15 protein-coding genes are annotated in these 14,880 nt (G+C 63.3%); 6 read left to right on the top strand and 9 right to left on the bottom strand.

Translation table 11 applies throughout. From position 1 onward, the window contains the following. From P9A16_RS01225 to odc2, 3 genes are all read right to left on the bottom strand, one after another. On the bottom strand, positions 1-687 hold the full coding sequence (locus tag P9A16_RS01225; RefSeq protein ID WP_024270900.1) for an OmpW/AlkL family protein: 687 nt from the start codon (positions 685-687) through the stop codon (positions 1-3). Positions 688-887: 200 nt separating this feature from the next. After that, positions 888-1,478, bottom strand: a complete 591-nt coding sequence (locus P9A16_RS01220; RefSeq protein ID WP_023517129.1) for a GNAT family N-acetyltransferase — start codon at positions 1,476-1,478, stop codon at positions 888-890. Positions 1,479-1,569: 91 nt separating this feature from the next. Further along, positions 1,570-2,703 carry an ornithine/lysine decarboxylase gene (gene odc2, locus P9A16_RS01215; protein WP_050743756.1) on the bottom strand — a complete coding sequence of 378 codons (1,134 nt, stop codon included), beginning with the start codon at positions 2,701-2,703 and terminating at the stop codon, positions 1,570-1,572. 559 nt (positions 2,704-3,262) lie between these two features. Here odc2 and P9A16_RS01210 point away from each other — a divergent pair. The 3 genes from P9A16_RS01210 to P9A16_RS01200 all read left to right on the top strand — a co-directional run bounded on the left by P9A16_RS01210 (position 3,263) and on the right by P9A16_RS01200 (position 5,897). Continuing rightward, on the top strand, positions 3,263-4,168 hold the full coding sequence (locus P9A16_RS01210) for a LysR family transcriptional regulator (RefSeq protein ID WP_024270902.1): 906 nt from the start codon (positions 3,263-3,265) through the stop codon (positions 4,166-4,168). An 86-nt stretch (positions 4,169-4,254) separates the two neighbouring features. Beyond that, complete coding sequence (locus tag P9A16_RS01205) at positions 4,255-4,896, top strand: DUF1007 family protein (protein ID WP_023512024.1); 642 nt, start codon at positions 4,255-4,257, stop codon at positions 4,894-4,896. Beyond that, positions 4,890-5,897 carry a nickel/cobalt transporter gene (locus tag P9A16_RS01200; protein WP_023512023.1) on the top strand — a complete coding sequence of 336 codons (1,008 nt, stop codon included), beginning with the start codon at positions 4,890-4,892 and terminating at the stop codon, positions 5,895-5,897. The genes P9A16_RS01205 and P9A16_RS01200 overlap by 7 nt, the downstream gene beginning before the upstream one ends. Before the next feature lie 111 nt (positions 5,898-6,008). Here P9A16_RS01200 and P9A16_RS01195 read toward each other — a convergent pair whose 3' ends face one another. The 4 genes from P9A16_RS01195 to P9A16_RS01180 form a co-directional block, all read right to left on the bottom strand. After that, positions 6,009-6,227: a hypothetical protein gene (locus P9A16_RS01195; protein ID WP_023512022.1), complete on the bottom strand. Its 219-nt coding sequence runs from the start codon at positions 6,225-6,227 to the stop codon at positions 6,009-6,011. After that, entirely contained in the window at positions 6,224-6,904 is a 681-nt protein-coding gene (locus tag P9A16_RS01190) for a GNAT family N-acetyltransferase (protein WP_023512021.1), read from the bottom strand. The genes P9A16_RS01195 and P9A16_RS01190 overlap by 4 nt, the downstream gene beginning before the upstream one ends. A gap of 98 nt (positions 6,905-7,002) precedes the next feature. Then, positions 7,003-7,695, bottom strand: coding sequence for a tellurite resistance TerB family protein (locus P9A16_RS01185; protein ID WP_023512020.1), 693 nt, complete (start codon positions 7,693-7,695; stop codon positions 7,003-7,005). 134 nt (positions 7,696-7,829) lie between these two features. Next, entirely contained in the window at positions 7,830-8,468 is a 639-nt protein-coding gene (locus tag P9A16_RS01180) for a 2-dehydro-3-deoxy-phosphogluconate aldolase (RefSeq protein WP_023512019.1), read from the bottom strand. 153 nt (positions 8,469-8,621) lie between these two features. Here P9A16_RS01180 and P9A16_RS01175 point away from each other — a divergent pair, with 153 nt between their 5' ends. Together P9A16_RS01175 and trhO are read left to right on the top strand one after the other, a co-directional pair. Further along, positions 8,622-9,107, top strand: coding sequence for a CYTH domain-containing protein (locus P9A16_RS01175; RefSeq protein WP_023512018.1), 486 nt, complete (start codon positions 8,622-8,624; stop codon positions 9,105-9,107). 49 nt (positions 9,108-9,156) lie between these two features. Then, on the top strand, positions 9,157-10,095 hold the full coding sequence (gene trhO / locus P9A16_RS01170; RefSeq protein ID WP_037408103.1) for an oxygen-dependent tRNA uridine(34) hydroxylase TrhO: 939 nt from the start codon (positions 9,157-9,159) through the stop codon (positions 10,093-10,095). Here trhO and P9A16_RS01165 read toward each other — a convergent pair whose 3' ends face one another. Both P9A16_RS01165 and P9A16_RS01160 read right to left on the bottom strand, forming a co-directional pair. Continuing rightward, complete coding sequence (locus P9A16_RS01165) at positions 10,096-12,291, bottom strand: putative bifunctional diguanylate cyclase/phosphodiesterase (protein WP_023512016.1); 2,196 nt, start codon at positions 12,289-12,291, stop codon at positions 10,096-10,098. A gap of 87 nt (positions 12,292-12,378) precedes the next feature. Further along, positions 12,379-13,752 (bottom strand): GH1 family beta-glucosidase, encoded by a 1,374-nt coding sequence (locus tag P9A16_RS01160; protein ID WP_024270903.1) that lies wholly within the window; start codon positions 13,750-13,752, stop codon positions 12,379-12,381. A gap of 207 nt (positions 13,753-13,959) precedes the next feature. Here P9A16_RS01160 and P9A16_RS01155 point away from each other — a divergent pair, with 207 nt between their 5' ends. Continuing rightward, the gene (locus P9A16_RS01155) at positions 13,960-14,865 is read left to right on the top strand and encodes an HD-GYP domain-containing protein (RefSeq protein ID WP_024270904.1); all 906 of its coding nucleotides are present in this window, start codon (positions 13,960-13,962) and stop codon (positions 14,863-14,865) included. Positions 14,866-14,880 lie beyond the last annotated feature (15 nt).

The raw sequence follows: 14,880 nt of genomic DNA, 5'->3' as shown, positions 1-14,880 counted from the left end.
CTAGAACCGATAGGTGACACCCGCACCGACCAGCCAGGGATTGAGCTTCGCTTTGCCGGTGAGCGGCGCCCCGTCGAGATCAACTTTCCATTTGGGCTCGAGGAAGATCTTCTTCACGTCGAAGTTCACGCCCCAATGCTCGTCCAGCATATAGTCGAAACCGACCTGCAGGGCCGCGCCCAGCTTGTTCTCGATGTCGAGATTGGAGAATTTGCCCGAGCCGGACTGCTCGTAGAACAGGCTGTAGTTCACCCCGGCACCGACATAGGGCTTGAACGCACCGAAATCGGTGAAGTGGTACTGCAGGGTCACCGTCGGCGGGAGCAGCCAGGCCTTGCCCACCTTGCCAAGCCCCTTGATCCCACCATCCGCATGCACATTCGCATAGGTCGTGCCGAGAATGAGTTCGGCCGCGATGTTGTCGGTGAAGAAGTAGGAGATGTCGAGTTCCGGGATGACCGTGTCCGAGTAGGAAAGGTCGGACCCCGGGATACCGTTCACGAAGCCGGAATCGTTCGTGATGACGCCAAGACCGCGCACACGGATCTGCCAGGGGCTCTGCGCTGCGAAATCAACCGTCGCCTCCGGCGGCGCCATGCGCTCCTCAAGGTCAGCTGCGGCAGCCTGTCCGGCCAGCAGCGCCAGGCCGGCGGCAAGGGCGGCACGCCCCATCCAATTTCCCTTCATGTCGTCTCTCCATCAAACGCGACTCGTCTTTGCGAGGGCGACTATGAAGCGAGGCGGCACGGTGGTCCTTTGAGATGGATCAAACAGCGGCACATGAAAGGAGGGATTGGCGAGAAATTCGCGCCAATCTTGACAATTGCCCAATTAAAACAATGGGAGATATCAAACGGAAGAGGGCCGGCCGGTCGCCGGCCCGAATGTCAGGCCGCCTTGCGCGGCTCCGCCACCATCCGCCGACGTCCGCTTGCAACGAGCACACCGGCAGCACCGTCCAGCCAGCCGTCCTTCAGCTCCAGCGCGAGAAAGCGGCGACGCTCGAACGGACCAGGCATGACGAGATGCTGTGCCTTATCGGCAAAGAAACCGAAGCGCTCGTAATATTCCGGATCGCCCACCAGCAGCACGGCCCCGTGACCACGGCCCTGCGCCTCGGTGATCGCAGCCCGCATCAGCGCACCGCCGATGCCCTTGCCTTCGTGCTCGCAATCGACGGCAAGTGGACCGAGCAGCAGCGCCGGCACGGCATTGCCTTCGGAATCGACCCCGGCCTCGACATTCCACAGACGCACGGTGCCGATGACGTGGCCGTCCAGATCCCGCGCGACAAGCGCGAGACCTTCGGCCGGCATGCGGCCGCGGCGGATCTTTTCCGACGACTTGCGGAACCGGGCTTCGCCCATGACGCGATCGAGCAGGCGCTCGCGCGCAACGACGTCGCCGGCATTTTCCTGGTCGATGGTGAAGGCGGCATGCGCGAAGAACGCGCGGACAGAATCAAGAACAGTGGCCATCTCTGGGCCTCCCGCACTCAAAACCGATTCAAACGGTATCCAGAACAAATTGTGAGGGTGGCGCTCCCGCAGGGACGGGAGCGCCGGGTGGTCAGATCACGTAGGCCTTGAGCGGCTCGAAGCCGTTGAAGGCGACGGCCGAGTAGGTCGTCGTGTAGGCGCCGGTGCCTTCGATCAGAACCTCGTCGCCGATCGAAAGCGAGACCGGCAGCGGATACATGTTCTTCTCGTACATCACGTCGGCCGAATCGCAGGTCGGGCCGGCGAGAACGCAGGGCTCCATCTCGTCCGTATCGCGCGCGGTGCGGATCGGGTAGCGGATCGCCTCGTCCATCGTTTCGGCGAGGCCGCCGAACTTGCCGATGTCGAGGAAGACCCAGCGGTGATTGTCGTTGTCGGACTTCTTCGAGACGAGAACGACTTCCGCCTTGATGACACCCGCATTGCCGACCATGCCGCGGCCCGGCTCGATGATGGTTTCCGGGATCTGGTTGCCGAAGTGCTTCTTCAGCGCACCGAAGATCGCCTTGCCATAAGCTTCGGCAGACGGGACGTCACGCAGGTACTTCGTCGGGAAGCCACCGCCCATGTTGACCATCTTGAGCTCGATGCCCTGCTTGGCAAGCTGCACGAAGACGCGCTTGGCATCGGCAAGCGCCGAATCCCAGGCATCGACCTTCGTCATCTGCGAGCCGACATGGAACGATACGCCATAGGAGACGAGACCGTTCTGGTGGGCATAGACGAGCACGTCGACGGCCATCTGCGGTACGCAGCCAAACTTGCGCGACAGCGGCCATTCCGCACCTTCACCATCCGTCAGGACACGGCAGAACACGCGTGCACCGGGAGCGGCACGGGAAATCTTCTCGACTTCCTCATGGCTGTCGACGGCAAAGAGCGAAACGCCGAGCGCATGCGCCTTGGCGACGTCGCGTTCCTTCTTGATCGTGTTGCCGAAGGAGATGCGGCTCGGGGTGGCACCGGCGTCGAGCGCCATTTCGATTTCGGCGACGGACGCGCAATCGAAGTTGGAGCCCATGGAGGCGAGCAGGCGCAGGACTTCCGGGGCCGGGTTGGCCTTGACAGCGTAGTAGATCGAGCTGTCGGGCAGCGCGTGGCGGAACGCCTTGAAATTGTCACGCACGACATCGAGGTCGACCACGAGGCACGGGCCGTCGGGACGTCGGGTGTTCAGGAAGTCGATAATACGTGCAGAGGCCATTTCGGTATTCCCCATATCCAGGTTGCTCCGGGAAAACCCCAGAGGACAAAGGGCAGATGCGAGCACGCTCTGGAACCAGCCGGTGGAGACCCCGGAACCAAGCATGCGCATCATGCGCGAACGGTGAACCAAAGCCCGCCTAGGCTTTAATTCGGCTTTGTCTGCCATGGATTGGCGGGAGAACCCGACCGCACGTCCGGCAATGAAGGTGTGCCTCTTCAGTAACCCCGGCTGTTGGAAAGCCGGCAGACACCAGAAAGGCCCGCACCGTCGTTGCTTCAAGATGTCCTCGCTCTTCCGGTTGGCCGGAGAAACGACTGGAGGGGTTAGTTCCAGGTACCTTACCGAGTTCCTCACCAAATCGAGGGTCGGCGGACACCCACAGGCACGTGCGACTTTGGGCAAGGCGGGAGATAAGAAGAATCGCTGTCGTAATCAAGAGGTTTTTTGCGGAACGCTATTGAAAATATTCTGACAGCCACGACATTCGCCGAACTGGTTTTCACAGAATGGTGATTACGCCCCGGCCACCGTTTCGGCCGCAGCCGCATGGGGACACATGGATACTCTGACCCGAATCCGGGCCTTCATAGACGTCGTGGACGCCGAGGGCTTTTCCGCCGCCTCCCGCAAGACCGGCCGGTCCAAGGCGCTGCTGTCGAAATATGTGCGTGAGCTGGAGGACGAATTGGGCACGCTGCTCCTCAATCGCACCACGCGCCAGTTCTCTATGACCGAGGCCGGTCACACCTACTACCGCACCGCCTCCGATATCCTGAAGGAGATCGACAATCTTGCCGATCTCGTGCGCGAGAAGAACACCGACCTGCGCGGCAAGCTGAAGGTTTCGGCGCCACGCACCTTCGTCGACGCCGACATCGGCCAGTCAATCATCGATTTCGGCAAGGAGCACCCGGAACTCTCGCTGGAAATCGTCTCGGACGACCGCTTCGTCGATCTCGTTGAAGAAGGTTTCGACGTGGCCGTCCGCATTACGCGCCTGGAAGACTCGGCCCTCATCGCGCGCAAACTCGGCGATTTCTACCTGAAGATCTGCGTCAGCGCGGAGTTCCTGGAGCGGGTCGGCCCGATCAACCACCCAAGCGACCTTGCCCGCCTGCCCTGCATCATCGACACCAACGGCAAGTCGCACAGCAACTGGCGCTTCATCGACGAGAAGGGCGCGGGCTTTTCCGTGCCTGTCGGCGGCCATATCGAGGTGAACAGCCCGACGGCAGCGGTGCGCGCGGCGGCGAGTGGCCTCGGCGTCGCACAGGTGCCGGCCTTCATCGCCCGCCATTGCCTCGACAGCGGCAAGATCGTTTCGATCCTGGAGGATTACCTCCCGACAGACCGCGGCATCTACGCGATCTATCCGCACCGCCGCTACCTGCCCGCGAAGGTGCGCACCTTCGTCGACTTCCTGCACGGCTGGTTCCGCCGCAATCCCGGCATCGAAGCATAAGGTGCCGCGGCGAGGTCCCAATTCCGACCCATTTGCGTTACATTCAGCCGGTCGATTCTGAACGCTGCCGCGAGAGGATATACCCCATGCGATTCCTCCCCCTCCTCGTTGCCGGAGCAGCCTTCCTTGCCCCGGCTGCGGCCTTTGCCCATCCGCATATCTTCGCGGAAGCGCGGCTTGAAGTGGTGGCCGGCGAAGACGGCACGGTCAGCGAATTGCGCAATGTCTGGCGTTTCGACGAAATGTTCTCGGCCAGCGTCGTGATGGATTTCGACAAGAACAGCAATGCCGCGCTCGATCCGGACGAACTGGCGGAAGTCGGCCAGACCGTTCTCGAGTCGCTGGAAGAGTTCAGCTACTACACGACGATCACCGAGGACGGGAAATCCATCAAGATCGCCAAGCCCGACGCGATCAACGTCGACTACAAGGACGGGCAGCTCCTGATGTTCTTCACCGTCAAGCCAGGCGAAGCCATGCCCCTCAAGGGCAAGCTCACCTTCGGCGTCTATGACCCCACCATGTACGCTGCCATGGACTTCGCCTCGGACGACGACCTCATCGCCGTCGGCGACAAGTTCACTGCCTGCAAGCGGGCGGTCGTGCGGCCGGATGCGGACGAGGTGCTTGCCCAGAACCAGGACAGCCTGACGGAAGCCTTCTTCAACGATCCCGCGGGCACCGACATGTCGAAACTCTTCGCCACCCGTCTGGAGCTGACATGCTGACCCGCGGCCGGGCTCTTGCCCTTCTCACGCTGACAGTCGCGATCGCGACCGCTGCCGGTCTTGCCCACGCACAGTCGCCACTCGGCATCGGCTCGGCGGAGCCGGGTTTCAACACGACCGGCACCTTCGGCAGCCTGTTCGGCTGGATCAACGCCCAGCAGCAGGGCTTCTACCGCGCCATGACCGGCGCGTTGAAGGAGATGCGCGGAAATCCCTGGGCGGCGTCCACGCTGGTCGGCCTCTCCTTCGCCTATGGCGTCTTCCATGCCGCCGGCCCTGGCCACGGCAAGGCCGTCATCTCCTCCTACATGCTGGCAAACGAGGTGGAGCTGAAGCGCGGCGTTGCTCTCTCCTTCCTCTCCTCGATCCTGCAGGGCATCGTCGCGATCCTGCTCGTCGGCGCGGCTTATCTCTTCCTGCGCGGCACCACGGTCTCGATGACCGATGCCACCCGCGCACTCGAAATCGGCAGCTACGCCCTCATCGCCCTTTTCGGCGCCTGGCTGCTCTTCCGCAAGCTGCGACCGGCGGAACGACGGGCCTCGGCGCTTGGCGCGCAGGCGGTCGAGGTACACGATCACGACCATCGCGACCATGCGCATCATCACCACCATGCCGGGGAGATCTGCTCGACCTGCGGCCATGCCCATGCACCGGATCCCTCGCTCCTGAAGGGTGAGCGCTTTGCACTGCGCGAGGCCTGGTCGGCCATCGTCGCCGTCGGTCTCAGGCCCTGCTCGGGTGCGCTGATCGTGCTCAGCTTCTCGCTTCTGAACGGCCTCTATCTCGGCGGCCTGCTCGCCGTCTTCGCCATGTCTATCGGTACGGCGATCACCGTCTCCACCCTCGCCACGCTCGCCGTCACGGCCAAAGGCGCGGCCGTTCGTTTCGCCGGCAACGGTTCGGCCGCCGCCCGCGTGGGTAGCGCCATCGAGATCGGTGGCGCAGCGCTGGTCATGGTCCTTGGATTGCTCCTGCTCGGCGCTGCACTGCAGGGCTGATAACAGCGCCCTCGATCATTTGCAGGAAAGTGCGAAGCGGTTTTCCGTCCGGAAAAGCGTTAAAACAAAGAGATCGAGTGTTTTCGCGATTCAGAGAAAAACGGAAACGCTCTAGTCGCCGCGGCTGCGCTGATAGCGCGCCCGGAGCCAGAAGAGCAGGAAAAAGCCGAGCACGAGCAGCGCGCCGAAGACGCCCGCCAGCCACGGCGAGACATCGCCAAGCGCGATCATCACCCGCGGCAGGAAATAGAACACCGCACCCGTGCCGAGCAGAATGAAGAGCGCTGCCAGCGCCGGCGACTTGCCCTTGCGTTCCGGTACTTCGGTCATGCTGCAATCTCCGCGCGGATGTCTTCCAGGCGACGTTTCTGCTGGCCGTCGGCACCGAAATTGTCAGGCGAGAGCCAGGCATCGAAAGCCTTGGCAAGGAGTGGCCACTCCCCGTCGATGATCGAGAACCATGCGGTATCGCGGTTCTCGCCCTTGGACAGCATATGCTGGCGGAAGACGCCCTCGAAGGTGAAGCCGAGGCGGGCGGCGGTGCGCTTGCTGGCCTCGTTGCCGTTGTGGCATTTCCATTCGTAGCGGCGATAACCGAGACCCTCGAAAGCGTGTTTGGCAAGCAGGTATTGCGCCTCGGTCGAGAGCGGCGAGCGGGACATGCCGCCACCATGGGCGATGCCGCCAATCTCAACGACGCCGTTTGCCGGGTCGGGCCGCATGTAATGCGCCATCCCGACAACCTCGCCGGCCGCCTTGTCGATGATCACCTCGCGCACCCAGCCGGACGTGATGACCGCTTCCGACCAGGAATCAAAATCCTCGATGCTGGCGAAATCGGCCTGCGTGAAATAGCGCAGCAGCGGGTTGATCTGCATGCCACCGAAGGCCTCCCAGAGGGCCTTTAGGTGTTTTTCCCGCTGGTAGGGCTCAAGACGCACGGTACGGCCTTCGAGGGTGACGGGCGCCGGCGGCGGGCAGCCTTTCCAATCCTTGAGGTCGCGCATGAAAATCCTCCTTCGGTCCTTGCCGAAGGGATAGAGCAGCGCGCGGGCGCGCGCAATGTTGAAAGCGGGGAGCGGCGTTCCGCCGCTCCCCCAAATCCTCAGACGGTGGCGGCGGAAACCGTCGCCTCGATGTGGTCGACCAGCGCATCGGCAAGGCCGAGGCGGCCGGCGAGCAGGTCGAGATAGCCGCGTTCGGCGCGCGACTTCGGCTCGATGGCGAGGCGCGAGGCTGTGTAGAGTTCGACGCGCTGCTCTTCGGTCGTCGCAGCAGCGATGATCGCGTCGAGATCGACCGGGTTGGCCAGCTCCTCTTCGAGGAACTGCGTGGCATCCGCACCGAGGCCGGAAACCTTCAGCTTGTCCATGATGCGGGCGCGCTCGGCCTCGTCGATATGGCCGTCGGCACGCGAGGCGGCGATCATGGCGCGCACGAGGATGAGGGCGAAATCCGTGCTGACGGCTTCAGGATGGAAGCCGGAATCGGTCGGCGGCGGCAAGAGCTCTGGCGTTCCGCCCTGCGTCGTCTCGACCGGGTTCTGGCCAGCCTTGTAGTTCTTGTAGGCCTGGTAGCCGAGGCCGGCGATGGCGGCAAGGCTACCGATCTTCAGCGCGGAGCCGGCCACCTGGCGGCCGGTGCCCGTACCGAGAAGAACGCCGGCGATGGCGATCGAGGCAAGTGGATTGTCCTTGGCGAGCTGCGTCACCTGGCCCGCGCGGTCGCGCACGGATCCGCCGGCACCAGGCACCTGCGAACCGAGGAACTGGTCAAGCAACTTCTTGGCGTCAAACATGGGCGGTCTCCGTTTCACTTGTTCTCTTGCATCGCAAGGGCCGACAGCAAGGCAAGATAGGAATGCACGCCCTGAATTACAAATGCATAACGGGCGACCAAGGGCCGCCCGTCTGCAAAACCGCTGAACCTGCCTCAGCCCTTCAGCGCCGCCGCTTCCGCGGCGAGCTTGGTGATGCCCGCCCAGTCACCCTTGGCGACGAGGTCCTTCGGCGCCACCCAGGAGCCACCGACGCAGACGACATTCGGCAGCGAGAGGTAGTCGCGGGCATTCGCGAGCGAAATGCCGCCCGTCGGGCAGAACAGCGTGCCGGCGAGCGGTGAGGACAGCGATTTCAGGTAAGCGGCTCCGCCCGCCTGTTCGGCCGGGAAGAACTTCAGTACCTGATAGCCCTCTTCGCGAAGGCCCATGACCTCGCTGGCCGTGGCGGCACCCGGCAGCAGGGGGATGTCGCTGTCGGCAGCCGCGTCGATCAGCTCCTGCGTCGTGCCGGGGCTGACGATGAACTGCGAGCCGGCCTCGACCGCCGCCTCGAACTGCGCAGCATTGAGGATCGTGCCGGCACCGGCAACGGCACCTTCAACCTCGTTGGCGACCGCGCGGATCGCCTCCAGCGCGGCGGGCGTGCGCAGCGTGATTTCGATGGCCTTGAGGCCGCCCGCCACCAGCGCGCGCGCCAGCGGAACGGCAGTCGAGAGGTCCTCGATGACCAGCACCGGCACCACCGGCTGCAGCTTCAGGACGGAAAGGAGCTTGGCGTTCTTCTCGCTCATGGCACGACCTTTTAAAACGATTGAATTTTGACCCGAATAGCGCGTCTGCGACGTCGTGTCGAGCCTAAAGCATGAAGGCTTCTCTTGTCATGACAGACTTATCGTGTAGTGTTCCCCTCGCCCAAGCCCATCTCCAACTGCGAAAGCGAGCCTATGGCGAAAGAGATCGAGCGGAAGTTCCTGGTATCGGGGCAGCGGTGGCGTACCTTCGCAGACGAAGGCATCGCCATACGGCAGGCCTATATTGTCGCCCAGGACGACCGGTCTCTACGGGTCCGCATCTACGGCAACGGGCAGTCACGCATTACCCTCAAGGTCGGACACACCGCGCTCGTACGCGATGAATACGAGTTCGAAATCGACCGCGACGAGGCTGAGGACATGCTGCGCCATGCCATCGGCAACGTCATCCAGAAAGTCCGCTACAAGGTGCCGCACGAGGGCCACGTCTGGGAAGTCGATGTCTATGAGGGCGCCCATCGCGGGCTTGTCATCGCCGAGGTAGAGCTTGCCTCGATCCATGACGATCCGGAGCTGCCCAACTGGGTGGGCCGGGAAGTGACGGGCGAAAGCCAGTATTCCAACCAGTCCATGGCGCTCGGCATCAGCGACGGCGCGCGGCTGCATCAGCTCGCCTGAGCCGCTACGCCGCATTGCCTGAAAAGCGGCGAGGTTGTATGTGGCGGCCATGACCCACGAGATTTCTTCGCCCGTCCCGGCCAGCGGCTTTCTTGTCGCCGCGCTCTATCATTTCGTCGCGGTTCCGCGCTTTGCCGAACTGCGCCCCCCCCTGCAGGCGCTTTGCGAGGAAAACGGCGTGCGCGGGACGCTGCTGCTCGCCCATGAGGGCATCAACGGCACGATCGCCGGCCCGGCCGATGGCCTCCGCCGTGTGCTCGCCTTCCTGCGCAGCCAGCCGGAATTCGCCGCACTGGAACACAAGGAAAGCCACGCGGCCGAGATGCCCTTCCTGCGTATGAAGGTGCGGCTGAAGAAGGAGATCGTCACGATGGGCGTCGAGGACATCGACCCCACGCGTTCCGTCGGCACCTATGTGGCGCCCGAGAACTGGAATGCGCTGATCTCCGACCCGGAGACGATCGTCATCGACACGCGCAACGACTACGAGACCGCGATCGGCATGTTCAAGGGCGCCGTGGATCCGAACACCAAGACCTTCCGCGAGTTTCCGGACTGGGTGCGGGAGAATACCGGCCTGCACAACAAGCCGAAGATCGCCATGTACTGCACCGGCGGCATCCGCTGCGAGAAGGCGACCGCCTTCATGAAGGAACAGGGGTTCGACGAGGTCTACCATCTGAAAGGTGGCATCCTGAAATATCTCGAGGAAGTGCCCGCAGAAGAAAGTCTCTGGGAAGGTGCGTGTTTCGTCTTCGACGAGCGCGTCTCCGTATTGCATGGCCTGGAAGAGGGCGAGCACAGGCTCTGCCGCGCCTGCCGCCATCCGCTGACGGCAGAAGAGATCACTTCGCCGCTTTACGAGGCCGGCGTCTCCTGTCCGCACTGCCACGCAGCACGCAGCGAGGACGATCGCCTGCGCTTCCGTCAGCGCCAGTTGCAGATGGACCTTGCGAAGAAACGCGGCGAACGCCACCTCGGAAAATAATCAGCCGGCCGCAGCCTCGATATCGGCCGGCGGAGCGAGCAGATCGCTGATCGCCGCCTCGCTCATTGGCCTGCCGAAGAAATAGCCCTGCAACTGGTCGCAGCCGCACAGATGGAGGAAGGCGGCCTGTTCCGCCGTCTCCACCCCCTCGGCCGTCACCGGCATGTCGAAGGATGTGGCGAGCGCCACCGTCGCCTGCAGCATTGCGCCGCCCTTCGGCGACTGCTCGCCGGCAATCGTGAGCGAGCGGTCGATCTTCATGCGGTCGAAGCCGAAGCGGATGAGATAGCCGATGCTGGAAAAGCCGGCGCCGAAATCATCGAGCGCGATACGCACGCCACCGGCCTTCAGCCGGTCCATGACGAGTTTCGCCCGGCCTGGGTTCTGGATGAAATAGCCCTCGGTGATTTCCAGCGTCACACGGGACGGCGCAATGCCCGCCTCCGCGATGATGCTCAGCGCCCGGTCCGGGAAATAGGGATTGCGGAACTGCGCCGGCGACACGTTGATCGAGACGCCCACCTCCGGCCAGTTGCGTGCCGCCTCGCAGGCCCGCTTCAGGACAAGCGGCCCGAGCGCATCGATGATGCCGGTCGATTCCGCCAAGGGGATGAAGACGTCCGGCGGCACGGGCTTCGTTCCGCCGCGCGACCAGCGGGCAAGTGCCTCGACGCCGCAGATGGTCCGGCTCCGCGCGGCGACGATCGGCTGGAACACGACGTCGATCTCACCGCGCGCAACGGCGGACCGCAAGGCCTCCTCCATCTCCCGCCGCTCGTCACGGTCGTCGTCCATCAGTGTTTCATAGTGCATGGCGCGGCCGCGGCCGGCATGCTTGGCGCGGTACATGGCGACATCCGCCCGCCGCAGAAGCTCCTCGCCGCCGACGCCGCCCCGGCGCGAGACAGCAAGGCCGATGCTGGCACCGACCACGGCAACGCGCTCGCCGATTGCGAGAGGTTCGGAGAAGAAATCCAGAATGGACCGGGTGAGACGCTCAGCCTCCGGCCCGTCGGGCCCGTCGATGAAAGCGATGGCGAATTCATCGCCGCCGATGCGGGCCAGCATGGCTTTGGCCGGAACGAGACGCGAGAGCCCGGCCGAAACCCCGCGTATCAGCCGGTCGCCGACCGCATGGCCATAGAAATCGTTGACATCCTTGAAACCGTCGAGGTCGAGATAGAGCATCACGACGTCGCCCTCCTCCTCCGTCGCACGGCCATTCAGCTCGTCAAGGCCGAGATAGAGGCCGGTGCGGTTCCGGAGGCCGCTCAGCCTGTCGGTGAGAGCCTGGGTCCGGGCCGTGTTCTCGTCCGCCTTGAGACGGATCGTAAAGGCCGCGCCGGTCAAAACGAGAAGCACGAAAAAGAAGACGACACCGGCCAGCGCCAGCAGCACCAGGGGACGCACTTGCGCATAGCTCTGGTCACCCGGCGCATCCGGTGTCCAGGAAAGAAAACCGATGGCCCTGCCGCCCGGATCGTTCAGCGGAACGGCGAGGCCTGCCGGCGGGGCGGCCTCGGTCAGCATCAGGCCCGAGATCAGGAAGTTGTCGGCGATGCGGGCAATGCGGGCCGGTGTCAGGTGCCGGATGATGAAGAGCGTGCGCAGGGCCTCCGAGGGTGCCTTGACCGCATCGGACATCGGCCGGATCGCGGAAATGGCGCCGACGGCCGGCCCGTCCGGCGTTTGCAGGAAGGCCCCCAATTCTTCGCCCGGATCGAGCCCGGCCTCAAGGATCTTGCGGTGCATGTCCGTGAAGGTCGGGCCGCCATAGGCGCGTGCATCGGCCTCGACAGGCGCACCATTGCGATAGGCAAGCATCGTCTTGCCCGCTTCATCGATCAGAAAGACCGTGTCGAAGAGCGGCCCGCCTTCCGTGGCAACCCCCATATTGGCAACCAGCCACGGCATATCGGGCGTGCCGTAGGTGGCCTGCACCGCGTCGTCCCAGACGGCATAGTCGCGTACGGTGGTGACCATGGAACTGCGCATGGAGGAGAGCGCGCCAAACACCGTCTGGCGCGTGCGCTCCGCATCGAGCTCGTTCGCCCGGTTCGCAAGGAAGCCGAGCGCCATCATGACGAGCACGGTCGCAAGGCTGACGACGACGGCAAAGGAGGCCAGAACGCCCAGTACGACTGCAAGCCGTCGGGCGCCGATCATGCCAGAAAGGTGGCGCGCTAGCCGCAGCATCGTCTTCTCCAACCAAGCGGAAATGATGCGGCAGAACCGTTATGAATCCTTTACGGCCGGCACGACAATACAAGGGAGTGCGGGCCGCTAGGCGGCCCGATGATTGCCCTTGGGAAAGGCCCCGGCAAGTTCGGCATACCACTTGCCGCTTTTCTTGACCGTACGGACCTGCGTGCCATAGTCGACATGCACGATGCCGAAGCGCATCCGGTACCCTTCGGCCCATTCGAAATTGTCCATGAGGCTCCAGGCAAAATAGCCGCGCATCGGATAGCCTTCACGGATGAGATCTGCCGTAACGCCGAGATGTTCGGCGATGTAGTCGAGGCGCGGCTGGTCGTCGACCGCACCGTTTTCGACCTCCATATTGTAGCAGGCGCCGTTTTCCGTGATGTAACAGGCGGGCAGCGCATAATCCGCATTGAGCTTGCGGATGAGATCCCCGAGCGCCGGCGCAAACACCTCCCAGCCTATATCCGTCCTGATGTCGGTAACCGGCGGTGCCGGCACGGTCGCAGGGAATTCCGCCCCTTCCGACACATCGTGCGCAACCCGCATCGGCGTATAATAATTGAGCCCCCACCAGTCGAGCGGCTGGCTGATCGTCTCCATGTCGCCCGGCTCGATCGCCGGCATGCGATCGCCGAGCGCCGAGAGGAAGCTTTCGGGATATTCACCCTTGAAGACCGGCCCGAAGATGACGCCGTTGTGAAAATCGAAAGCGCGCGTGGCCGCCGCCAGGTCGGCCTCCCCGGCGCTACCGGCATAGATGGAATGCGCATTGAGAACGAGACCGGTGGCAAGCTGCGGGCGCTCGGCGCGGATCGCCGCAACACCGAGGCCATGCGCCAGGTTGGTAAAGTGCAGGGCGTGCAGTGCGGCGTCCATGTTGCGCTCACCCGGTGCGTGAATGCCGTAGAGATGGCTTAGCCAGACGGAACACCAGGGCTCATTGAAGGTCGCGACCGCATCCAGCCGGTCGCCCAGCCGGGCGATCACGGTCTTCGCATAACGCTGGTAGGCATAGGCCGTCTGCCGCGCCGTCCAGCCGCCATCGCCGGCCAGCATCAACGGCAGATCCCAGTGATAAAGCGTCGCAAAGGCCTTGATGCCACGTGCCTTCAGGCCATCCACGAGGCGATCGTAGAAATCCAGCCCCTTCTCGTTCACCGGCCCCGTGCCTTCGGGGATGACGCGCGGCCAGGCGATAGAGAACCGGTAGGCCGACACGTCGAGCGACTGGATGAGATCGAGGTCCTCTTCCAGCCGGTTGTAGTGATCGCAGGCCACATCGCCATTGTGCCGACCATAGACACGGCCCGGCATGTTGGCAAACGCATCCCAGATCGAGGGCTTGCGACCATCCAGCTTCGTAGCACCTTCGATCTGGAAGGCGGCCGTCGCCACGCCGAACACGAAATCGCCGGGAAAGCGGTCGGCAAGGATCTTGGGATCGTTCATTGTCGTCTTTCGTGCGCGGCAAACGCTTGTCATTGAAACTGCAACGTTGCAGTAAGAGTCCTGGCCGCAAAAATCAATACCTTTCGCATTCAGCCGAATTTTGTAACTTGCAGCAAAGGGTCGCAAGGCTCGTCAAACAGGGATTGCTTAAACAAAGGTTAGGAACTTGTCCCTTAAACTACCAATAGCTGGGACGGAGACACTGGCGTGGTACGACGAATTGCGAAGCATCTCGTGCGGAAGGGCATGTTCGTAGAATCGCTGGAATGCCCGAACGCCGAATTTTCAGGGCGTCGCTTCCTTGTCCAGTCCGACGAAACCGTACGGGCGATCCTGGCGACTTCCGCCGCCTATGCCCTGATCAATCCACAAAAAAGCACGGTGGACATAGACCTCGCCACCGGCCCCGCCCCTGCAACGCAAGCCGCCGAAGAGCGCAAGCGCACGCTGGAGACAGTGGCAGAATCGGCCCGATCCCTGCGCACCAGCTTCGACGCAGCGAGAACCGGTCAGCTGGAAATCGACGCACTATCCCCGGTCGCCGACGAGATTTCCGAGCGTATCGACGCCGACCCCGATGTCTTCCTGAAGGTCACGCGCCTGAAGACGAAGGACGAGGGCACCTACGTGCATTCGCTGGCTGTCAGTGCGCTGATGATGCGCCTTGCCCGCCTGCTCGACCATGACGACAGCGCCGTGCGCGAACTCGGCGTTGCAGGCTTGCTGCACGATGTCGGCAAGCTGATGATCCCGAATACCGTTCTCAACAAGAGCGGCCGGCTGGACAGCGACGAAAAACGCCTGGTGCGCGGCCATCCCGAACTCGGATATCGCCTGCTGAAGGAGCAGGCCAACGTTTCCGATCTGGTGCTCGACATCTGCCGATACCACCACGAAACCCTGGATGGCAGCGGCTACCCGCTCGGTCTCAAGGCCGACAAGCTGAGCCAGGAAATCCGGATCGCCACCATCTGCGACGTCTTCGAGGCCCTGACGAGCACCCGTCCCTACAAGCGGCCGTGGACCACACGGGACGCCCTGAACTGGATGTTCGACCGAGGCCACCTGTTCGACAAGAAACTGGTGATCCGCCTCGGCAGCATTTTTGCCTGAAAGGTACCCGGCCGC

The organism is Shinella sp. 838 (assembly GCF_029623935.1).
GTDB lineage: Bacteria > Pseudomonadota > Alphaproteobacteria > Rhizobiales > Rhizobiaceae > Shinella.
This window is presented reverse-complemented; position numbering and strand designations above follow the sequence as displayed.